The 25,106-nt window shown below is 55.6% G+C and carries 8 protein-coding genes; all 8 read right to left on the bottom strand.

Annotation, left to right across the window (positions count from 1 at the left end):
- Window positions 1-719 precede the first annotated feature (719 nt).
- Window positions 720-1,424 carry a 4'-phosphopantetheinyl transferase family protein gene (locus AC3IQ7_RS20500; protein WP_489207189.1) on the bottom strand — a complete coding sequence of 235 codons (705 nt, stop codon included), beginning with the start codon at window positions 1,422-1,424 and terminating at the stop codon, window positions 720-722.
- A 117-nt stretch (window positions 1,425-1,541) separates the two neighbouring features.
- On the bottom strand, window positions 1,542-3,914 hold the full coding sequence (locus tag AC3IQ7_RS20505; RefSeq protein WP_489207190.1) for a penicillin acylase family protein: 2,373 nt from the start codon (window positions 3,912-3,914) through the stop codon (window positions 1,542-1,544).
- A complete protein-coding gene (locus AC3IQ7_RS20510; protein ID WP_158301400.1) occupies window positions 3,914-4,984 on the bottom strand; it encodes a TauD/TfdA family dioxygenase in 1,071 nt (356 codons plus the stop codon). Before AC3IQ7_RS20510 ends, AC3IQ7_RS20505 begins: the two co-directional genes overlap by 1 nt.
- Window positions 4,985-5,176: 192 nt before the next feature.
- Window positions 5,177-5,689 (bottom strand): GNAT family N-acetyltransferase, encoded by a 513-nt coding sequence (locus AC3IQ7_RS20515; RefSeq protein ID WP_158301401.1) that lies wholly within the window; start codon window positions 5,687-5,689, stop codon window positions 5,177-5,179.
- Window positions 5,686-6,558, bottom strand: a complete 873-nt coding sequence (locus AC3IQ7_RS20520; RefSeq protein ID WP_099380875.1) for a cupin-like domain-containing protein — start codon at window positions 6,556-6,558, stop codon at window positions 5,686-5,688. Before AC3IQ7_RS20520 ends, AC3IQ7_RS20515 begins: the two co-directional genes overlap by 4 nt.
- Before the next feature lie 46 nt (window positions 6,559-6,604).
- Window positions 6,605-8,224: a cyclic peptide export ABC transporter gene (locus tag AC3IQ7_RS20525; protein ID WP_099380876.1), complete on the bottom strand. Its 1,620-nt coding sequence runs from the start codon at window positions 8,222-8,224 to the stop codon at window positions 6,605-6,607.
- Between the two features lie 442 nt (window positions 8,225-8,666).
- Window positions 8,667-18,500 (bottom strand): non-ribosomal peptide synthetase, encoded by a 9,834-nt coding sequence (locus tag AC3IQ7_RS20530; RefSeq protein ID WP_489207191.1) that lies wholly within the window; start codon window positions 18,498-18,500, stop codon window positions 8,667-8,669.
- Window positions 18,497-24,907: an amino acid adenylation domain-containing protein gene (locus tag AC3IQ7_RS20535; protein ID WP_489207192.1), complete on the bottom strand. Its 6,411-nt coding sequence runs from the start codon at window positions 24,905-24,907 to the stop codon at window positions 18,497-18,499. Before AC3IQ7_RS20535 ends, AC3IQ7_RS20530 begins: the two co-directional genes overlap by 4 nt.
- Window positions 24,908-25,106 lie beyond the last annotated feature (199 nt).

The raw sequence follows: 25,106 nt of genomic DNA on the forward strand, positions 1-25,106 counted from the left end.
GCAGCAATTCACGCCGAATGTCGGTCGTCACGCGTTCAGACGATGCATGCAGCTCTCCTTCGCCGGCCCACTCAAACAAAGGATCGGACAGTGCGGCCTCGACCACTTGTAAACTGATTTCTTGTTGAATGGGTGAGCGGTGGAATATGGTAGTTACTGGATTTGTCATATATTATTAATAACACTCAATAAACCGATTAATGCGAAAAAAGCGAGAACCGAAACGAGCGAACTCTAAAATTTGCGCGAGCAAATCCCGCACGATGAACTGTGCTTTTCGATGCTCAATGGATTTTTAGAACGAAAATGAAGTTCGGAAATATATAATTGAATCGACACGAATCATGCCGATATCACTTATTTTATTTCTCCTGACTACAAGATCGTGAAACTTTTTCTGCCGGTTGCCGTAAATACAATCTTACGCCAATTACCACAAAAGTGTAAGCAATAATTTTCTAAAGATAAATTTTCTTTCATGTGCAAGAACATAAACAGGAGATACCTTGTACGCCATGTATTGATGAGGTTTGCATACATTATTTTTCCGCGATCTTGACAGTCCAGGTAAAATCAGTGAAGCGAACGGTACATCGCGAATCAGTACACTATTCGATATGGCGCGCTATGCAAATTTAGCTGAAACCTCCTATCACATTCAAAAAAAACAGAATGGCGATCAGCTGGCAATCTTTCTTTAGTTTTTACGCGAAAAATTTCTACCATACGAAGATAGTCAGCACTGTCTTGGGATCGAAATACCGAAAATATGCATTCCAGTTGGTTCCCGGCGTAAAACGGTGCGATAAAAATTGATTAACCTCGAACGTAACCTGCATCGTCTCAACATATATTTTTTTTACAGTAATTGCTCCGAAGTCAAAATAATGCCCAACCTCTGAGAAAACTGCCTTGAAAAAGCTTTCCTTGACCGAGAACACGATGGTGAGCAGTTCTTCAAAAGACAAGGTAGTCAATTCCGTCCTCAAGTAGGCAAGCTCACGCGGCGAGACGCTGATTTCGAGGACCGCGTCTATCGCCTCCTGCCCAATGGTGCCTTCAATGTCGATGCCAATACCATTAAACACATTACACGACGATGCGATGGCGGCTGCAAACTCGTGATTGTGTGTAATGCTGCCGACGACATGTTCGGGCCAGACCGGCTCACGCTGTCTCCCGGTACCCACATCACAGCGCGTCATGCTCAAAGCATTCAACGCAAACTTGGCACACAGACGACCATAAAAGTACTCTGCTTGACGTTTCATCACACTGCCAGCAATTGTTGACGGAAGCGTGATTGCTTCCGACGTAAATGACTCTTGTGAAAAACTCGCCGGGTCGTAATGAATCAAGAATATTCGCGCCGTCTCATTACCAAGCTGAATTTCCACGATCGAATCTGCTGTAGCAAAAATCATGATTCCCGCGTTCTGAAAAAATTATGAGTTATTTTTTTCTGCGACGTACCACGATTGCCACAGCAATTATCCACACCGTAGACCAAGCACCGTGGTGCGCGATGCTTGGCTTGTTCATCATTGTGTCGTCAACGTCAATTGATATTGGGTCTTTCCCGGCAACAAAGAACGCGATTTTCCCTGCAACCAGTCCTTATGGCCGGCAAGAAAATAGGTAGAAAGTGGATGTCCACTTTGGCCGCCTGGCATATTAAACAAACCTTGCTCTTCCCGTCCCGGCGACACTACCAAGCGTTCGGACTGACCGAAACTAGGTCCACTGACACGAGGCATGTCATCATCTCCAGGTACCGCTTCATCCGGCACAGAGAGCCAAAAAGAACCAAATGGCAAGGCAGTTGCCAAGGGATGTCTAACTTCGAGCCGATTTCGCTTTCCCCATGTCGAGTTAGCTAATGTCTCGCCCTGCGCACTTAGACGGAGGATCGCCAGATCAACCGCCGCTAGTTCGACGCTTTCCCAGCTTCGCCCCTGCGCCAACCATCCTGTTGGCCGTCGCTGCAGCAGACTCAGACTCAGCTCCCCCCAACGTCTATTTGCTGTTTCAAAACTCATGCCGGGAATTAAAGAGGCCATCTGCGCGTCGGCATAGCCGTATAACTCATCGTAAATCGCCTGATAATATGCGCGCGTCAAACGGTACCCTACGGAACTGGCTTCAGCCCGGTTATCCCACGCCGTTTCGAGCAAGCGCCGGAATTCTGCACGTGCCGGGTGACCCGCAATTACGGAGGCAGGCAACGCAGACAGAGCCTGGGCCCGCCAAGCTCCCATATACCCTGCCGATGTATCTAGGGCAACTGCCATTACATCGTTTTCGCTTGCTCGATGCAACGTAATTAGGCTGTCGCGAATGCGTTGCGCTCGCGCCCCAAAATCGGTGCCGCCGTCGCCGAGTTTCGCATAGTCTGGACCTGCAAGTTGGCGATTGTTGGCATTCCACAGGATGCCGTTGGCCGGATTGATTACTGTCGGATACTCTGCACTGTGCAACAGCTGGGTCCAGCCATACCCATCATTATCAGTATATGGATATGTGGCAGAATTCACTGCCAGCCTTTTTGGCAAGGGGCCGGCAATACTCCACCCGATCTGCCCCACGCTATCCACGACCGTGATGTTTTGGGAGGGCATCCCAGCTTTCGCGGCGAAGGCTGTGGCTTCTCCGACATTTTTCGCGGACTCCAAATGAAAAAGGCGTAGATTTACCGCGCGTGGATCCGAAGCAATCCAATGCACAGCATAATGGCGTCCAGCAAGTTCACGTACGGGTCCAAATGGCGTTTCCAGCACCGTTAGCCGAATAGCATCCTCACCTTTTATCTCGATAAATTCCTCGTGTGCGATCGCGCTATGCCAGGTGGTACCAATCTTGAAACGGCGTTTATCGGCTGGATCGGAATGCACTTCAACCAGGTCCAGATAATCACCGTAGCTGTTCGTCATACCCCATGCGACTAAACCATTGCTTCCCACCGCAAACAATGGAACACCGGGCAAAGTCAATCCTATAACACGGCGCATTTTCCCGTCGACTGGATAATGCATAGCAACGCGATACCAGGTATTCGGCAGGCCCAGATCCAAATGCATGTCGTTGGCGAGAATGGCACGCCCATCGGCAGTGCGTGTACCGGCTACTGCCCAGCTATTGCTGCCTACCGCAGGCACATGAGCAGTACCTTCACCAGACCCTCTACGGCCTAGCCATGCAGGTGCTGATTTGGGTATTGTTGGCAATTGCATATCCGCAGGCACCATGTCTAAAGTCGCTTCGAAATGGCTATTCTCATTCATCAACAGCGCCAACTGGTCTGCCGTCGTGTTGTCCTTGATCCAACCGCGCGCGAACTCGCGCGGTTCTTGACTGGACTGAAGCACCAAGTACATAGCCCACATGACCAGCAGGCTATCTTCAGCCAACCATGCCTTAGGTGCCTCGCGCAGTGCCAGATACTCAAATGGCCTTACCGTGAGGCGCGCCAGACCTTCATTGACCCCCAACACGTAACGTGACAGCATCAGCCGCTCTGCAGGTTCTAGTTCCTTAACCGCGGCCTGCGCGCGAGCACGGAAGCGAAAGCGCCGCCGGTCCTTGTCGTCGGCCAGCGCATCAGCACCGAGCAGGGCCGATAGTTCCCCTGCCGCAGCGCGACGTAATAAATCCATCTGAAAAAAGCGCTCTTGCGCATGCAGAAATCCCATTGCATACGCACCGTCATTTCGATCCCCCGCGCTAACGGTCGGAACACCATCGGCGTCGCGTGTGATCTGTACGTCCGCCGTTACCCCGGCCGCATGCACTCGTCCATCCAGCAAAGGTAAGCTGCCTCGCACGCCCAAGAAAATCGTAAGCAGCGCAAGCGTCAACATAGCCAACACCAGCAACGCCCAAACAAACGGGCGCCGCATCCATTGCTGCCCGCGCATTAAACTTCGCTCCGCTGACTAGCGTGATCGGATACGGCCTCCTGTTGTATGAAGCGCTCGTTTTCCGCACCCTTCCGTCCATTTATCTGGGCAATAGTCGATGTACTGCGGGGAGGAGGCCAAGCCACGGAATCCGGCGTCAAAGCCAGTTGATCCAAGCATTCACGCGTCTTCCAATAGCTTTCTAATAACAGGCTGCGCAAGAGCCATCGATCACTACCATCGTAAGCGGGCTGATAGGCACTGCGTGCATGCATCACGCGGCGATTGTCAAAGACTAGCAAGTCCCCCGGTTCCAAAGTAATACTCTGGTAGGCCGCTTGTATACAATCGTGCACATGCTTGAGCGCAGCCTGCGCCTCTGGCGTGGCGCCGATCATGTAGGCCGGATCATAGATAATTTCAGGATCCTCACCTTCGCTGAGTACTGCGCAACGGAATTGCCCTTCGGCGCCGGAACCTGGCTGAAAAGTCGGATCAACCTGTATCAAGAAGTTTTTCTTCATGAGCTCAGCGCGGAAATTTGCATCCAAATCGAGATCCTGGGCTTTACAGATGTGTGTTTGCACCGCAGCATCACCGCGCAGACAAAACAGAGCGGCAAGGTCTGCTTTAGCAGGATGAAATCCGTCCTCCACATGCCACTCCAGAAAATCACAATTACTGCCCAACTGCTCATTTCGATCTCTATAAATAGGGAACACATCATCAATGTAGTCGAAGTCTTTCTTCCCCAAAAAATTATAAATATGCCCCAGTTGAGAGAGAGCAATGCACATAATCTTACGCGCAGCTAATGTCGTTTTATTCCAAGTATTTCCGCGCAGAGCCGGCGTTGGCGGAACATGCTGCTGCGTCAATAAACCCTTGATCAATAAAACAGAACCACTGCGTCCCATTCTAAAATCGAACAGGGCCTTGCTCAGGCGCGTTGGCAACATCCCGTTCATGCGGGAGCACTGATAAAAGAATTGGTAAAAATCGTCCTCGCCATATTCGCGTCCAACAAGCGACATGGCGGAAAGAATTGCGGCACGATCATGCTCGTCCAAAATAACTACTTCACTCATATCTATTCCTTTTCTGTAACGTTTTCATAAATACAAAACCGCTTTATACATACGTATTTCACAGAAACTCAGCGAAAGACTTATTCAGCGCTGCTATCGTCTGTCTCACTTTTTCGGCAAACAAATGTCCACCGCAATCTCATGCTCCGCGACCTTTGAAGCAAGCAGCAAGATGGCGGTTTCCCCGCTCATTTACCCATCAATCAGGTACAACAGGAACTGTGGCAAAGAAGGATCAGCATGGGATCGCACAGCTCTGAAAGGCAGGCGCGCAAAAGCGCTCTTCCAAAATGCGGCCGCCACAAAATCATCACGATAGACGGCAACTAGCCATGGTTTGTCCTGCCCGATCAGTAACTGCCTGGCCACATCGAGCGCCAGTCCACGGCGACGATGCTTCTTCACAATAAAGAGGTCCGCGAATTCTTCAACGATTGTTCCGTCAGCCAGTTCCACCGGCTCCGTGACCACAAAACCCGCCAGTGCACCATCTACCTTGATCCAGTAGGCAGCTTTATCCGCATCGAGCACATATGCGCTCACGCTATCCGGACAAATTCCAAAACGGCCGTCCTCTTCCAATTCTTCACCATCGCGCACCGAGCTGTCATAGACATACAACTGGAAGACACTAAACAACGCGTGCTCCTCGCCACGTTGCAGACGCTGGAGAGTTGCCAGGTGTGGTGCAGATTCCACGTTCATTTGCCCTCCCTACTGGTCAGTTGGCGCAGGAACAAGGCAATTTCCTTGCGGCCCTCTGTGCTCCAGACACTTTGCAGGCCCTGACGAAAAATATCGAAAATACCGCTCCACCAATAGTTGATTGAGATAGCAGTATCGAGCGAATGCACGGCGTGCCACCACCCGCGCGGGATATAGATCATGTCGCCGGGTTCAAGCGTAATAGCATAGGCCTGCAGACCAACCATCAAGGGGAAGCGCGCATGGTCCGGGTGTCGCAGATCGATCATGCTGCAATGGGCCAGTTCCTGCCCCACGTTTGGATACAGTCGCGGGCTGTCGCGTTTGTCGAACAGAGTCAAATGCTTCCTTCCGGATACTTGCACCAGGAAATTATCGAGCTCGTCGAAATGCAATGGACTGAAACATCCAGCACTGCCTAGCCACAAGTTCACTTCGTTTAAGAACTTGCTCGGGTCCAGACATTCCGGCCGCTCAACTTGCTCCTGCAGTGCTGGGAATTTTTCGGCGATGGAATGCTGCTGAATGTACGCAAAATGCTCGCCATGAGTGCTTGCGGCCAGAATGGCGTCAACGGCCTCCGAAAATGGAACCTTTTCGCGCTCATGCACAAGTCCAGTTGTGGCATTGGCGTTATAGTCAAAGACGCCAGCTTTACAGGTGGCCACGATTACATCGGTATCGGAAAGCAATGCACTCAGCGACGACGGCGTCCACATTTTCGTGGCTTTCCAGTCAGATGCAGCGCCACGAATGTGCAGTGGCTTGTCGCGAAAACGACAATGAAGCCAAAAATGAAAAGGCGACATCCGATCAACGCTGTGTACGGGTACCGTATTGGGTAGATCAACAAGTTGTTTTATTGGCATAATATTTTCAAATGGTTAGAACAAGAAAATGTGAAGCTCAGTCAACTCAAATGGATATCCGTTGCGGCAAGCCCGACAGCACACCACTATCGAATTTGCAAACCCGGTCAGCGTGATGAAAATAACGCTCGTCGTGACTGATGACGATCAGCGTCTTCCCCTGCTCTCGCATCACGGGTAACAACACTTCATAGAAATGAGCGCGATAGCCTGGGTCCTGGTCTGCGGCCCACTCGTCAAGCACGCAAACCGAGGCATCGTCAAGCCAGCACTGCAGCAGCGCAAGCCGCTTGCGCTGCCCTTGGGATAAGGCCGTGCTGGACCAGCGCCCCCCTTCGGCCTTCACCTTGCCAGTCAAGCTAAGTTCCGCAATTTTTTTGTTAGCAAGCTCATCAGCGACGGGTGCACCCTTGTTGTCCAGCACCGAGCCGAATAGGTAATAATCGGAATAAATAGTAGAAAACAGGGATCTATAGCTAGGCGGCGTATTCAATTCGATCAGTTTTCCATCGACACGGATATCGCCCGAGTTGCGTTGATACAAGCCGTTCATGATCTTGGCAAAAGTAGACTTCCCACTACCATTTCCTCCGACAAGGAATAGCACTTCACCTCGATGCACCGTGAGCGAAATCGGTCCCATTTCAAATGCAGCATCTTCGCCATGGCTGGACGTGTAGCACACACTTTCGAAATTGATTTCACGCCAGTCAGCGTGCGAATTGAGGACTTGCGCAGGAACAGTCGCATCTGGCAAGGTCAATTGAAGGCGCGATACAACGCGGGCCGATACCATCGCCTTTGACATAGTCGAAATAATATTGACGACAAAGTCGATTGAGCCCGATACAAACGTGATAGTGACAAAGAAGCTCACTGCCAGGCCCTGCACCGCGGGCTGAGAAAACTCAATTGCGGCAAGGGCAATGCCGAGCGCCAGAAATAGCAACACACTGGTCCAACTCTGGCCCAGATGCCAATAGAGATCCCACTTGATCTGCGAACGCTTGAGCAAGCCTACCGAAGGCAGCAATTCTTCCTGCATAAAATGCCGCCGCCTGGCCATATTTGTGGCCAGCTCCTTCGCACCATCGAACATGGCATGAAGATGCACGTAATAGCCATCTTTCAGTGCGCGATAATTTTCATACTGCCTATTTCCACGCTGCAAGATAAACATCGTCAGCGCACCACCCAATACTACTGTTACGAGGAAACAAGCGAATGCATAGGGCGAAAGCCATGCCAAATATGAAAAGCAAGCGATGATGGTGACTGAATGCATCATGAATTGCGGTGCATCGCTAAAGCCATTGGCAAGATTGTCAATATCGTCGGTGAGCACTCCCAACAAAGCGCCCTTACCCTTTGTTTCAATATCACGATACTCTGTGGCTAAGATACCTTTTAGCAAATGAGTACGGATATCGGCGATAGCACTGGTGGAAACGCGCACAAGGAGGGCGCTGGCGACCAGCGAAACAATAAACAAACCGCCTACGCCGAGCAGGTAGCGGAACAGCCAGGCACTATTGCTGGCAGAAGTCGAGCTCACCTGTCCATTCAGATAGTCGAGCAGCAACACATTGGCGGCTGCGGATGTAGCGCACAGCAAGGCACATAACACCAAAGTCCATCGGTTTTTCAAGACAATTGCTTTTATCATAAAATTTTCTACTCGTGATAGTGAAGGGAAACAGCAGTTCAGTTGTTATGTCGGCCAGTACGCCGTGCAGGCAACGCCCGCCCCCCCCCTGCTGACCATAGGACAGCGCGGTGTGCCCAGCAGGAGGCTGGCGGGAAACGTTTGCCGGGAACCACTTTCTCGGATTGCGCCGCGCTTAATCGGTTAATCTGCGCTTCCTTATGCGTGTCGATAACAATCCCCATCGCTGGTGTCATTGCGCCAGGCCCGGCCGCCGTTTTCAATCGCCGCTCTTCCGCATACAGATGGCCGCCGAGCCGCTTCAACTCAGCAACAATGCTTCGTGCACACTTCATTCTGGCTATTCGCTTAATTGGTATCCGGATGTACACCGACGAGATCCATGCCAGGCCTACTGATATGGTTCAAACAGCGATCTCGCTTGGAATCACCCTTACAAGGCTTACCACTCGGTGACTGTTATCTCGTCTCCAACAGCATTGGACAACCCGGAATCTGGCGTGTATGTAAGAGCCCGTTTCAAGTCAATCCATGCCCCCATTTCCCAGACCGTGGCATGCATGAACAAATCTTTGATCGCAAGATTGACTTCCAGTTGTTCACGACAACGCGTAACAAAACGCACGCCCAGCAATGAATGTCCGCCTAGTTCAAAGAAATTGGCATAGCGTCCAGGCGGTGCGGCCAGTTGCAACAGCTCTTGCCATAGAGACGCCACCAATTGCTCGCTTTCGGTATCCGCTGTCTCGTCGCCGGTAGCCAAGTCGAATACGGGTTCCGGCAACGACTTCCGGTCAACCTTCCCACTCGCTAGCAGCGGTAACTGCGTACAAAACATGAGGCAAGCTGGCACCATGTACTCGGGCAACAGCGACTTAAGAGCTTGCCGCAAATGTCCTTGACTTCCCTCCAGAATGCCAGGCCATTCGATATGCGCGACTAACAAACTGTCGCCAGGACTGCGCTCGAACAGCACTACAACGGCGTTTCGAATACCCTCTATCGATTGCAACGCCGCTTCGATCTCCTGCAACTCAACTCGAAAGCCCCGAATCTTGATTTGCTGGTCGGCGCGCCCCAGGAAATCCATCGTGCCATCACTATTAAAACGGGCGAAATCTCCCGTTCGGTACACCAACCCGTCGACACCGGCCACATGAACGAAACGTTCTGCGGTCAACTCTTCGCGGTCAAGATAACCACTCGCCAATCCAGGTCCACCGATGTACAGCTCGCCAGGCACATCAAGTGGTTGAATGGCGACATGGCGATCAAGCACCAGCATCCGGGTATTTGGCAACGGACGACCGATCGGCACGACCTTGTCCGTTGCCAGCTGTAACGCCGTCACATCCTGCAGACTGACATCAATGATCGATTCCGTTTGCCCATAAGCATTGAAAACCCTTGCCTGCGGAGCAAGGACCGTTTGAAGAGCGCTCAAGTCGGCGCCATACCAGCTCTCCGACCCCACCAAAATATGTTGCAGATAGTCCAGCCGCAGGCCTCTGGCAGAGGCATAGGTGACCAGCTCGCGCAGAACTGCCGGAACAAAATCGCCAAAGGAAGCGCGAGTGCGTTGGAACAGATCGAATAGGCCGGCGGGGTCAAGCAACAGTGCATTGGGACAGATCACCAACTCCCCTCCAGTGCCTAGCGCTTTGAGCATGTCGCCAAAACAGATATCGACCGACAGACCCGCCATCTGCATTACGCGCGGCGGCTTCTCAAGCAGACCAAGCCGGCGCTGCCATCCGAGCAAGCGATGCTGCATCGCGTAGTGGCCAACTACCACGCCCTTAGGTTTGCCTGTCGTTCCTGATGTATAGACGACATAGGCGTCGCCAGCGTGCTCCGCGCCCTCCAATGAATTTGCAAGTAGCAAGGAATCCGCCGCCTCAACGCTGGCCTCCGCAAAATCCAGGCAAGGCACTACGCCAACCCAATCACCGGGTATGCCGTCAACCAGGATGCAACTCGGACGCGAATCCTCGAGATAGAAAGCCAGGCGTTCTGGCGGTTGGCCGACGTCGAGTGGCACGTACGACGCCCCAGCTTTGAGAATGCCCAGTATCGCCACTGGCACGCGCCATGAGCGTTCGAGATGCAGACCAACACGATCGCCGTCACCGACACCGTTGCGATGCAGGGCCAAGGCGATAAGCCTTGCCTGCCTGTCCACATCTTCATAGCTAAGTGAAATTTCACCATCGAGCACGGCAATCGATTGTGGCTGGCTTCGTACAAAGTCTTCAACACTATGGTGCAAACCACGCACGGGAACGAACGCATCTTCACCACTTCCCAGCTGCAAAAGCACTGCCCGTTCAGCAGAGGGAATGATATCCAACGACAGTAGCGTCGTTTGCGGACTGAAATCGAGCGCATTGACCAGAGACGATAGGCATGTATCAAACAAGCACGCCACCTGCAAGGGATCAAACGGTTGAACGATCTGCACGGTCAGCGACATGGTGTCACCGTGATCATCTACATCAGTATTCAGTGGGTAATTGCTGAATTCGGCAGAGGACAGGGCGATGACGCCCTCTAGCCCGGTCACATTGGTTTCACCGCTGTCCGGCGCAGAATATCGATAGTTGAACAGTGAGGAAAACAGTGCTGATTGAGCCGACATACCGCTGCAACGCTGGGCATTGCTTAATGACACCATTTCGCGCTCGATCAATTGCGCCAGTAGCGCGTGGCTAGCCAATACGCCATCCCGCACAGACAATTCAGCGAGTTCAAGCCTGAATGGCAAAGTATTAACCATGAGCCCTACGGCACGTGCGCCATCGGCACGCGAACGACCAAACAGCACCGTACCGAAAACCACGTCGCTACGGTCAGCTAGCGTCGCCAAGACCCTGCACCAAGCCAGATGCATCAGGCTTGCTGCACTGACTCCTAGCGCCTGAGCTTGGGCCTTCAGCCGTGTTACGCGTCCGCTATCCAACTTAACGCTGGCAGAGCGCAATGTATTACCCGTCGTTTGAATATCACTGAGTCCATATGGCAGAGTGGCTTCGGTCAACGTCCCTAGCAGATTTGAAAAGAAATGTATGTGCTCAGGGCGTTGAGCAGCCTCCAAAGAAGCGCTGATCAAGGCACCATATGATGGCGGCGCGAGCAACGCGCTCGCCTGTCCGCGCAGAATAGCGCGGACTTCATCGAGTACGATTTCAAGTGTCGTGTGATCAAGTACCAAGTGATGGCACAACAAGACTAGCAACCACCGTCCGCCGACGGGGTCAAAGCTGGCGGCCGCGTGCATAAGTGGGGCTTGATTCAGGTTCACACGCATATGGCCTGGATCGTAGCGTTGGCGTAACGCCGCTTCCACATCAGGAACATTCCCTGCATGCCACTCGTCCACGCACAGATTAACTTCACGCAACACAACTTGGACAGGCGCGTTTATCCCCTCCCACAAGACTGCCGTACGCAAGGCGTCGTGCCTGGCGATCACCAGGCGCAAGGCGTCGAGATAGCCGTCGAGGCGGGCGCGATTATCGAAAGCCAGCAAGGTTTGCAGCAAGTATGCGTCACCTTGCTCTGCAGCGATTGAATGATAAAGTATGCCTTCCTGCAAGGCAGTCAAAGGAAATACATCTTTTATATTGGCGCTCCCGCCTAAAACCTGTGCCTCTATGCGTGCCATCTCCGGCTGGCTCAACGCCATCAAGATGCTGGCCGTCGGCGCCGTCGGCGCCATTGTGTCCTGCGAAGCGCAGCTGGCGGCTAGTCCGGCCGGCGTCGGAGTCTTATACAACTGAGCAATACTGCACTCCAGTCCTGCCTGGTGCAGGTGAGCGACCAATTCAATAGCTAGCAGCGAATGCCCACCCAGCTGGAAGAAGTTATCATCACGACCAATCCTGGACACGCCTAATAATGAAGACCAGATGGCGACAATGCGTTCTTCCGCCTGCGATGTCGGAGCACTGTAGCTGCGCTCGCCAAACGCATCATCTTCGGGTGCTGGCAGGGCACTCCGGTCCAACTTTCCATTGACCGTCAACGGGAGGGCCGCCAGCCTCACCAATGCCGCAGGCAGCGACGCTGCAGCCAGGTTCTGCTCCAGGTGCATCCGCAAGACGTCAATCGGCGCCGGTGCTACCCCTGGTCGGTCGCAGAAATATGCCAGCAATTGGGTGGCACCTGACGTTGAACGATGTATCACTGCAATCGCATCGAGCACCTGCGGGTGTATACGTAGACACTCTGCGATTTCGCCTAACTCGATGCGTATGCCTCGGATTTTTACCTGCTGATCGTTGCGTCCGATGTAATCAAGATTGCCATCGACACGCTGGCAGACAAGATCGCCAGTGCGGTACATGCGGGCTCGCGGCAGGTCAGAAAACGGATCGGCGAGGAATCGTTCCGCGGTCAGGTCCGGCTGACCAAGATACCCACGCGCCACCCCCGCGCCACCGATATACAGTTCGCCAGCCACGCCCAGTGGCACCGGTTGCAGCAATGCGTCAAGAACGTACAACTTGACGTTTGCCATCGGCGTACCGATAGGCGCCACGCCCTCAATGCCAGATTCGCATTCGTACATGCTTGCACATACAGTAGCCTCGGTAGGACCATAAGCATTGATCAGCCGCCGCCCTTTCGCCCAACGCTGCGCCAACCCAGAAGGCGCAGCTTCTCCCGCGATGACAAGTGTCCGTATGCAAGCCAGTGGCGCAGGATCATCTAGCGCGCTGAGCACCGCAGGTGGAATGGTCGCGAGCGTAATCTGGCGTTCTTGCACCACATCGACTAAGGACGGACCGGCCAGCACAACTTCCGCAGCTACGAGGTGCAGCGACGCACCACTGCAGAGAGTGACGAAGACTTCTGAAACGCAGGCATCGAAGCTGGGCGAAGCATACTGAAGCACGCGACTCTGTCCATCCACACCGAACGCCAGCGCTTGCGCTGCGATCAAATTGCACACGCTACCGTGTTCCACCATCACGCCCTTTGGCCGGCCTGTCGAGCCTGATGTAAAAATAACATATGCCAATGACTGTGGCCCTATGCCAGCGACAGCCGGTGCGGATGCTATCTCCATTGCCCCGTTCAGAGGTACATCGATAGCAAGGACCTGAAAGGCCGACTGCTCTACACGCGACGCCAGTGAAGAGGTGGAAAACAGGACGGTCGGCGAGACATCATCAAGCATGTTGGCAATGCGCAGTGACGGATAGCGTGGATCGATCGGCACAAATGCACCTCCCGCTTTCAACACGGCGAGCATCGCGATCACCATATTAATACCCCGCTCCAGGAAAACGGCCACGAGCCGCTCTGGACCGACACCACGCTCCTGCAAAGCCTTTGCCCAGCGGTTCGCCTCCAAGTCCAATTGACGGAAGGTGAGTTGTCGCTCGCCATCATCGAGGGCCAGCGCATCGGGAGACAGTCGCGCTTGCAGCGCAAACATTTCATGCACAAGGCTGACCTGGGGCGTGTCCGACACATGGACATTGAAGCCATACAGTAATTTCTCACGCTCGCTTGAGGAAAGAATATCAATGGCCTGTATTGGTTTCTTGCCCCCCTCTCTTAACGCCTGACAGAGTCCAGCGAGCGCAGCCTGCACATAACCGAGGATACGTTCGCAATCAAGCCCACAATGCGCTTGCAACGTTAGCAAGAAGCCGTCGCCATGGTCGTCAACCGACAGGCCAAGCGGATAATTACTGCGTTCTTCGCTATGCAGCATTGCGATGCCGTCCCAAAGCGCAGCAGCGGCGGGATCGCGCTTCCCCTCGATCAAGCGGACATGACGGTAATTCAGCAACGCCGTGAATAGCGGCAGGCCGGTCGGAATGCCACTGCAGCGCTGAGCCAGCGCCAAGGCCATCTGCTCATGCGACAACAATTGCGCCAAAGATGCAGCGGTCTCGGCCACGACCTCCTCTGCGCTGCGCCGCTTCAATGCGACACGCAAGGGCAGTGTGTTGATGAACAGTCCCATGGCGTGTTCAATGCCGGCGGCGCCACCTTGGCGCCCGGAAAGAACGGTGCCGAACACTACGTCGTCATGCCCACTAGTGCGCGCCACCACCAAGGCCCAAGCCACGTGGAACAGTACAGCTGTCGATACTTGCCAGTGACTGGCCGTCTCACGCAGGCTAGCCGCCAGGCTGGCCTGCACGACAGCACGTACTTCCTGCAAGTTGTCGCCCTCCCCCAGAATATCCATCAGGCCATAAGGGGCGGTCGGGGCAACCACGTCAGCCAATTGGGCTTTGAAATGGAGTTCCTGCTGACTGGTGTCCTGCTTCAGAATCTGCTCCATGAACTGGCGATATGGCCAGCTTGGCATCAATTCATGTGCTCGCCCAAGCATCACTGCTTCAATTTCATTACTGATTAACTGAAGCGTGTAATTGTCGCTAATTAAATGATGGTCCAGCATGGCGAGTAGCCACCGACGATTATCGAGATCGTAGATCACTTGCAGCCGAAGAAGAGGCGCGCGCGTCAGATCCAAGCGTATCCGCTGCGGATCCGTGGCATCCAACAAGGCGGCTAAGGGGTCGCCTCCCTGGCTCAACGTAATTTCTTGGATGGGTACGACAGCGCGCCGTTGCACTACCTGCTGCGCTTGGCGCAAGCCCGTCGAGTGGAAAGAAGTGCGGAAGATATCGTGTCGTGCCACTACGGTTTGCAATGCGTCAACAAACTGATCGAGCGTGGATCGCACGCTGAAGGCATAGACCGAACGTATCTGATAGGCGTCACCTTCGGTTTGCAGGCTGTGATGAAATAACATGCCAGCCTGCAACGAAGAGAGGGGGTAAATATCTTGGATCGCCTCCGCGCCACCCTCGACAGCGCGTTCTATGCGCGCGAGTTCTTCATCAGTCAAGTCAGACAGCGGCACCATTTCCGCCTCAAGGTGGGTGCAGCCTTCTGGAATTCCGCTGACGCACGGGGCGGTCACATGATCGACCGAATTACTCACCAACAATGCTAAATCGGCCAAGGTAGCGGCGCCGTAGACGGAGCGAGCATCCAGGCGAAAACCTTGCTGACGCAGCAACTGTGTCATGCGCACCAGCAGCATGGAGTGCCCGCCCAGCGCAAAAAAATGTTCATCGCGTCCCACCCGCTCCAGGCCAAGGATAGTGCACCAGACTTGAGCGATGGTCTCTTCCACTTGCCCGCGCGGGGCCACATAAATACGTGCAGCCGACATTTCCGGCCGCGGTAGCGCGGCCTTGTCGAGTTTCCCGTTGGCAGTCAAGGGCCAGAGATCCACCGCAACGAATGCTACCGGCACCATATAGTCCGGCAGGCGTACCGCCAGTTCGGTGCGCAGCGAAGCGCTGTCGCAGCCATCCTCCGCACCCTGTACATACGCCACCAGGCGGCTACCGGCAGGCGAACTATCGGCCAGCACCACCGCATCGGCAACGCCCGTACAGGCGCGCAGGGCCGATTCGATATCTCCCAGTTCGATACGGAAGCCACGGATCTTCACCTGGTGGTCACTGCGGCCCAGATATTCGAGCTCGCCATCATGCGTGTAGCGCGCCAGGTCGCCGGAACGGTACAGCCGTTCCCCAGCGCCCAGTTCCGGATGCGCCACGAAGCGCTCCGCCGTCAGCTCCGGACGGTTCAGATAGCCGCCTGCCACGCCCGCTCCCCCCACGCACAGCTCGCCCACCACGCCAGTCGGCACCGGTTCTCCCCAGGCATCGAGCAGCCACAGCGTCAGGTCCGGAATGGGACGTCCGATCAGGCTGCCCAGATTGCGTTGCGCGTCGATCTGGCGGATCCGGCGGTAACTCACGTGCACCGTCGTTTCCGTGATGCCGTACATATTCACCAGCTCCGGCGCCGTGTCGCTGTGTCGCTCGAACCACGGCCGCAGCTTGTCCAGGGCCAATGCCTCGCCGCCAAACACCACCGTGCGCAACGCCAGCGGCGCCGGCGTCAACTGATCCTGCTCGATGAAGGCATAGAACGCTGACGGCGTCTGGTTCAGCACCGTCACTCGCTGGTCCCGCACCAGCTGGTAGAAGTCCGGCGTCGACTGCGCCACCGCGCGCGGCACTACCACCAGGCGCCCGCCATGCAGCAGCGCACCCCAGATTTCCCATACCGAAAAATCGAAGGCATAGGAATGGAATAGGCACCAGCAATCTTGCTCATTGAAGCGATACCATGGCGCCGTACTGGAGAACAGCCGCGCCACATTCGCGTGCGATACCATCACCCCCTTCGGCTGTCCTGTCGAACCCGAGGTGTAGATCACGTATGCCTGATCATCCGCATGTCCTGCAACAGGCGTCCAATCCCCGTCGAACTCCGGCATGGCGCCGTCATCCAGCAACAGCACGTCGCATCCCTTGGCCACCAAGTGGCGCGTGGACGCCTGCGCCAGCACGATGCTGATTGCCGCGTCGCCCAGCATGAAGGCGATACGCTCGCCCGGATAGATCGGATCGAGCGGAACATAGCTGGCGCCGCACTTGAGAATGGCGAGGATGCCCACCACCACCTCGGCCGAACGCTCCAGGCACAGCCCGACCCGCGTGCCCGGCATGGCCCCCGCCGTCTGCAGGCGCTGCGCCAGGCCGTTCGCCGCGCGCTCCAACTCGCCGTAAGACCACTGCCTTTCACCATCGATCAGCGCCACCGCCGCCGGTTGCGATGCCGCCCGCAGCGCGAACGCCTGATGCAGGCACGCAGCCTCCGCCGGCACCAGCGTCGCACGGCCGGCATCGAGTAACGCAGCACGGCTGACGCCGTCAATCAGCGACAATCGGGCCATTGGCGCATCCGGGGCCGCCAGCGCGGCTTCGAGCAGGCAGACAAAACTGTCGGCCAGGTGCCCGATCGTCGCCGGGGTAAACAGGTCGCTGCAATAAATCCACGACATGGCCAGGCCTGCGCCATCGTCCTTTACATCGAGCGTCAGGTCGAACTGCGCCGTGCGTTGCGCCGACTCCATCGGCGTCACGCTCAGTCCAGCCAACGAGCCCGATTCCTGTTCATTATTCTGCAGCGACAGCATGACCTGGAACAGCGCCGCATAGCTGAGCGAACGCGCCGGATTGAGCGCCTCCACCAATTCATTGAACGGCAGTTGCTGGTGCGCATACGCCGCCAGTCCAGTCTCTCTGCATTGGCGCAGCAGATCCGCAAAACTGCCCTCACCGTCGATCTGCACCCGCAGCACCAGCGTGTTGACGAAGAAGCCGATCAGTGCGGCCACCTCTGGCTGTTCCCGATTGGCTATCGGCGTGCCTATGGCGATATCATCGGCGCCGCTGTAGCGCGACAGCAGCGCGCTGAACACTGCGTGCAAGCCCATGAACAGGGTTGCGCCCTGTACGCGACAAGCCGCCACCAGCCGCGCGCTCAGCTCCGCATCCAGACGGCTGCGGTGCAATGCGCCACGAAAACTTTGCTGCGTGGGGCGCGGATAGTCCAACGGCAGGCTGTGCACCGTCGGCAGGCCAGCCAGCTTTTCTTCCCAGTAGCGCAATTGCTGCGCATGGCGTGCCTGCTGCGGCTCCTGCTGCTGCCAGTACGCGTAGTCCGCGTACTGGACAGGCAACGCTGGCAGCGCCAGCGTCCGCCCCTGCGCCAGCGCCGCGTAAGCCTCGCAGCACTCGCGCACCAAAATCGCACTGGACCAGCCGTCCGAGGCGATGTGATGCATAACCAGCACCAGCACATGACGCTCATCCGACAAGCGCAACACGCGGCCCCGCAGCGGCAGATCACTGCCGAGGGCGAACGGGCGCGCGCATTCCGCCTCGACCGCTTGCTCCAGCGTTTGCGGCGTGATTTCATCGACCGGCAACTCGAACGCCGTTACCTCGTGCACCTCCTGCCACACCGTGTCGCCATCGCTGGCATAGACCGTGCGCAGCACCTCGTGCCGCCGCACCACTGTTAGCAGCGCCGCATGCAACAGCTTCAGATCCAGCGCGCCGCCCAGTTCCAGCACCTGCGGCATGTGGTACTGCGTGCTGGTGCCACCATTAAAATGGTCAATCAGCCACAATCCCTGCTGACTAGATGATAGAGGGCAACGTTCTCCCTTCGATACGTGCGCCGTGATCAGCTGTTGCGCCGCCTTGGCAGCCCGCTCGACAAAGTGCTTTTCCAGCGCATCGCGCTGCAGACGTAAATGTCCAAGTAGGTCATCACCGATTTCCTGCGGTCTGGCACCAATGAACAGGCGCCCATCCTTGAGGCCAATTGAAATATTTCGCGTTTCAAGCGCTTGCAGTAACTCATGTAATGTCATAACCAGAACCCCTCGCTAGTATCCTGAACATTGGCGCTTAGACGCGCACTCAATGCATTTTCTTCAATTAACATGGCAATCATTCCAGCCTGCAAATGCAATACGCTTTGTTCAAAAATTTTGTTCAAGCTAAAGTCCATATAGAAGGTGTCGCGAATGGTCGATGCCAAGCGCATCGCCAGCAGGGAATGGCCTCCCAATGCGAAGAAATCGCTATGACGGCTGATGGGCCCAACTCCAAGCAGCTCTTGCCAGATAGCAGCCAAGGCGCTCTCCACTTCCCCCTCCGGGGCCGAGAAATCCGCATCAGTAACAGCATTCATGTCGGGAGCAGGCAGCGCACGGCGATCGAGTTTCCCATTCGCTGTCAGCGGCCAAGCCGTCACCGGGATGTACAGCGACGGCACCATATAGTCCGGCAGGCGTACCGCCAGTTCGGTGCGCAGCGAAGCGCTGTCGCAGCCATCCTCCGCACCCTGTACATACGCCACCAGGCGGCTACCGGCAGGCGAACTATCGGCCAGCACCACCGCATCGGCAACGCCCGTACAGGCGCGCAGGGCCGATTCGATATCTCCCAGTTCGATACGGAAGCCACGGATCTTCACCTGGTGGTCACTGCGGCCCAGATATTCGAGCTCGCCATCATGCGTGTAGCGCGCCAGGTCGCCGGAACGGTACAGCCGTTCCCCAGCGCCCAGTTCCGGATGCGCCACGAAGCGCTCCGCCGTCAGCTCCGGACGGTTCAGATAGCCGCCTGCCACGCCCGCCCCCCCCACGCACAGCTCGCCCACCACGCCAGTCGGCACCGGTTCTCCCCTGGCATCGAGCAGCCACAGCGTCAGGTCCGGAATGGGACGTCCGATCAGGCTGCCCAGATTGCGTTGCGCGTCGATCTGGCGGATCCGGCGGTAACTCACGTGCACCGTCGTTTCCGTGATGCCGTACATATTCACCAGCTCCGGCGCCGTGTCGCTGTGTCGCTCGAACCACGGCCGCAGCTTGTCCAGGGCCAACGCCTCGCCAGCAAACACCACCGTGCGCAACGCCAGCGGCGCCGGCGTCAACTGATCCTGCTCGATGAATACATAGAACGCCGACGGCGTCTGGTTCAGCACCGTCACTCGCTGGTCCCGCACCAGCTGGTAGAAGTCCGGCGTCGATTGCGCCACCGCTCGCGGCACCACCACCAGGCGCCCGCCATGCAGCAGCGCACCCCAGATTTCCCATACCGAGACGTCGAAGGCATAGGAATGGAACAGGCACCAGCAATCTTGCTCATTGAAGCGATACCATGGCGCCGTACTGGAGAACAGCCGCGCCACATTCGCGTGCGATACCATCACCCCCTTCGGCTGTCCTGTCGAACCCGAGGTGTAGATCACGTACGCCTGATCATCCGCATGTCCTGCAACAGGCGTCCAATCCCCGTCGAACTCCGGCATGGCGCCGTCATCCAACAACAGCACGTCGCATCCCTTGGCCACCAAGTGGCGCGTGGATGCCTGCGCCAGCACGATGCTGATTGCCGCGTCGCCCAGCATGAAGGCGATACGCTCGCCCGGATAGATCGGATCGAGCGGAACATAGCTGGCGCCGCACTTGAGAATGGCGAGGATGCCCACCACCACCTCGCCCGAGCGCTCCAGGCACAGCCCGACCCGCGTGCCCGGCATGGCCCCCGCCGTCTGCAGGCGCTGCGCCAGGCCGTTCGCCGCGCGCTCCAACTCGCCATAAGACCACTGCCTTTCACCATCGATCAGCGCCACCGCCGCCGGTTGCGATGCCGCCCGCAGCGCGAACGCCTGATGCAGGCACGCAGCCTCCGCCGGCACCAGCGTCGCACGACCTTCTTGAAGCAGCCTCGCTCGCTCAGCCTGGGGCAATACACCGATTGTCAGCAAAGGAGTAGCCGGTGATCGTTGAATCGCACAAAGGAAGGCTTGCAGCGTGGCTTGCACGGCATCGAGTACCTGCTGGGTATCGACGCCTTGATCGCATTGCAGATACAGAGAAAAGTCTGACGCCAAGTCCTCCACCGTTAGGCTAAGCGGATAGATGTTCCATTCGTTCAACTCGACTTGGTCGACAACTTCCCATTGAGTGGAGGGTTCGCTTTGCGTATGCACATAATTGAGTGCGGCCGTAAACAAGGGCATCGGTGCGGCTACGCCGCTGCAGCGCTGCGTGTCGACCAGATTCGCATGCTCATGGGGGATAAGCTGACGCAACAGATTTTGCGACTGCTGCAACCCATCCTCGACCGACATGCCATCCAGCCTCAAGCGGAAAGGCAAAGTATTGATCAATGGCCCGAACATGCGCTCTATATCCGGCACATTGCGCAGTCGGCCTGAAAATACCGTGCCGAATACAACGTCGGTGCTCGCTGAGGTCTTTGCAATCAGCAGCGCCCAAACGAGGTGGAACAAAGCCACTGGCGTAACGCCCTCCAGTTGGCAACGGTTTCGGATCGCCTTAGCCAGCTCCGAGTCCAACGCACGATGGGCGAGTGGCGCCCGACTTTTTTTGTTACGTAGGGCAGCGAGGCGAAACGGCAACGAAGGCTCGTTGAAATCACCGAGCAAACCCTCGAAAAAGGTCTTACTGCGAGCGCGCTCTTTTTCCTCAGCGTGATACAGCGATGAAATGAAATCGCGATAACGCGCAGGCCGAGGTAACTCCACTCCCGCATCTGTAACAAGTTGCTGAACCTCTGCCACCAGTAGGTCCTGGGACAAATGGTCTCCGATGATATGGTGTGCCAATAAAAGCAAATATACTGGCTGCTGGGGACCATCCGTCGCCACGTGTACCTGCAGCAGTGGTGCGGATTGCAGGTCAATGCAAATCCTGCCTGGCTGTGCCTTTTTGCGTAGTTGTTGCAGCGCATTGCCATCCGGCGCATGGAATACGGCCAGTCCTACCTCTCTCAATACCACCTGTATCGGTGCGTTCAATCCCTCCCACAGAAACAAGGTGCGCAACGCATCTTGCCGACAAATCACAGTACGCAAGGCCTGCAATACCCGTTCAAGCTGGCTGGCTGATGGTAAGCGCACGATGGTGGAAAGCACATAGTGATCGGCGTCAGGCTCAAGCAAATGTTCGAAAAGAAAACCCTTTTGTTGCGGTGAGAGACCATAGATATCCTGAATGTTGGCAATGCCACCGGGAACAGTGCTGACAACCTGGTCAATCTCTTTTTGGCTAAGGCCCGCAAGAGGCACCATATCACTGTCAATCGACAGGCAACCAGGAGCAATTACGGGGCCGGGCGCAACTGCATTACATGCTGTACGGGACATCACCTGCGCCAAATCAGCCAAATTCGCAGAACGAAACACATCTTCGACACGGGTCGTCAGCCCTCGTTCACGCAAACGGCTGACCAGGCGCATCGCGAGCAAGGAATTCCCGCCTAAAGAGAAGAAATTATCTCGACGACTAACGGCCTCAACTGCAAGCAGCTTGATCCACTCCTCAGCTAATATCTGCTCGCTTTCATTGCGTGCTGATTCAAATACATTCGACCGAATCGCCTCGGCACCAGCGCTACGGAAAGCCTTATGATCGAGCTTTCCATTTGGCGTGAGTGGGAATTCTGGCAACGCCATATAAAGTCTGGGTACCATTTGTTCGGGAAGCAATTCTTTCAATTGTTCTGCCAGTTGAGCCAGAGGGAAATCGAGTTCGTCTAGTACAACATAGGCAATCAACTGCTTGCCTAAGGCGCCATCCTGGACAGCCACATGGGCATCCCGCACATGCGCCAGTTGCCGCAACGAGGCTGCGATTTCGCCCGTTTCGATACGAAACCCCAAAATTTTGACTTGCTGATCGATGCGTCCGTGAAAAACCATATGGCCATCGCCTCGCCAGCTCACCAAGTCGCCACTGCGATAGATCCTGGCGCCGGCTTCTGCATTAAAGGGGTCGGAGCGGAAACTCTGTTGGTTCAAATCCGCACGCTGCCAGTAACCACAGGCAACGCCAGCGCCGCCTATCCACAACTCACCTTTGAAGCCTGGTGGCAGTAGGCGCCCCTTCCGATCGACGATATAGCAACGAGTATTACTGAGAGGAAGGCCGATAGTCAGCATGCTGGCAGGATCATCAGTGATGCGTTCTGCTGAGGCAATGATTGTCGCCTCTGTAGGCCCATAGCTATTGAACAGCGCTAACTCACTAGGCATGCGCGCCAACCATCCTCTTGCGGCATCTGGTCGCATGGCTTCGCCACCCACCACGCACAGACGCAAGAAGCTGCTCGCAATCGAGACTTGGTCATCGGAAAGCTCGTCGCAAAGCAAATGCCAATATGCTGTCGGCAAGGAAAGCGCAGAGATCTGCTGCGATTCGATCATTGCCCACAACTGCTCTGGCGCCGGCGCGGCAGCACTGTCACGCAGATGCAGACTGCCCCCACACAAAAGGGACAAACAAAGCTCCTCGATGAAAATATCGAAACCCACACTAGCAAACTGAAGCACGCGTAGCGGCGCCTGCACGTTGTAGCGCTCGCGCACAGCATGCAAATAGCTCACAACATTTTCATGTGTTACTACGACACCCTTAGGCATGCCCGTCGAGCCCGACGTGTAGATCATGTAGGCAGGATCGCTGGAAAGGCAACCCGCGGCCGGCGGCAATACGTCTTCCTCAAACTTAGCAACGGGCTGATCGAGCAACACTATTCTGGCACCATGCCCGGCCAAATGTACCAAGTTATTCGTCGTTATCACCAGTTGCGGACTGGCATCCGCGAGCAGGAGTTGCAGCCGGGTTGATGGATAGGCGGTGTCAAGGGGCACATACACCGCGCCGACCTTTAACGTCGCCAAAAAAGTTACCACTAGTGCCACACTTCGCTCCAGTAGCACCGCAACACGGTCGCCCCTCACCACGCCGCTCGCATGTAGACGTGCCGCAAGCAAGCAAGCCTGGATTTCCAACTCTGAATAGCTTAACGTTACCTCGCCGGCTTGCACTGCCAACTCACCGGGAGCCCGCGCCACTTCTCGCGCAAAACATGCCCAGAGCGTTCTATCGGCTGGCGGAATGCAGGGAGTGGGATGCCACAGTTGCAGCTGCTCACGGTGCCTGGACGTCAATAAGTCGAAATGCTCCAGTGCACGTCCGGAAGCAGCGCTGGCCTGCAGCAGCAGGCCGCAGTAAACATCGGCCAAAGCTTCCACCTCAGCTTGGTCAAAGTAGCCAACATGGTAATCAATTTGCAACAAGGGAGCTGATGCATCTCCGTAGTCGCACACGGTAAACGTCAGGGGAGTCTGCTCAAATCCATTCTGCAGAAAATGCGTTGATGCTTGTAGCCCCAAATCGGCAAAGTCGAAATCAAGCTTCTGATAGTTAAAAATAACATCAAAAATTGCAACGCGTTGTTCACCATGCAACACGTCCCGCTCGGCGAACAAGCGGGAAAGAGGTACATTGGTATGTCGGTATATGCCACGCAACCGGCGCGCAATGTCGGCACATAAATCATCAAACGTCTGATCGAGCTGTCCGGAAAGTTTCGCGGGATAAACTTGCATCGCGAGCGATATCTGCTTTCGCTCTGCCGCCGTGCGTCTATTGTGGATGGGCACACCAACCGTCATCTCGTCATGACCGTAGAGCCCGCCTACGGCGGCAAAGAGCACACCAAGGAAGAACGGCAGCCCTCCGCCGAAAGAGCCGGATTCTTGACCCTTTTTGAACCACGAAGCCGAAAGCGAACGCTCAATACGGTGCGAGGTTCGTCCAACATCGCTACCGCCGCTCTCCGACAACTTAGGAACGAACAGCAAGGGTGGAAGTTCCGCCAGTTCGGCGCGCCAAAATGCCTCGGCACCATTGCGCGGCTGCGTCAATATCGGCGCCTCAAGTGGCGCCGAGCCTGGCCCCGTTTCGATCCCAGAGGCGCGGTCCGAATAAAGCGAAAAAATTTTCTGTTGTAAGTTGGTGTATCCCCAGCCATCAATCACGAGATGGTGTGCCACTGTAAAATACCAGTATCGCTGAGGCGACAAGCGAATCAAACCGACTCTCAACAGCGGACCTGTATCCAGTTTAAATACTTGAGCGAAGTGCGTGTCAAGCAGACCGCGTGCTTGCTGTTCAGAATCAGGGGAGAGCGAGACATCGAACAGCGTCAGTTCGACTGTATCAACTGTCTGACGCAACCATGCGCCATCCTCATTGAAATGAAGGCGTACATGCAGACCCGCACTGCCATTGATGCACTCTTGAGCACATTGCGTCAAGAGAGGAACATCCAACGCTTGGCAGAACTCGACATACCCCCCAATGTTGTACATTGGAACTTCAGGCTGACGGAGTTGATGAAAGATAATGTCCTGCTGAGCGGAGGACATGGAAAAAGGGGGAAGTATCGAGCTACTCATGAAGCCTTCACTATCAATTTATTTACCAGCCCGCAATGCGGACACCAAACAAAAACCCGTACATATCCAACAGCAAAAATAGAGCAATCGCTCCCATCGTCGCTCGATTGTTTGCACAGTCGAAAATAAAACATCGCCAAGCCAAGCATTCACTTGCATGACAATTTCCACTTCATGCGTGGATGCCATGCCAACTTCC

The sequence above is a fragment of the Janthinobacterium sp. GL_088 genome (assembly GCF_057837845.1).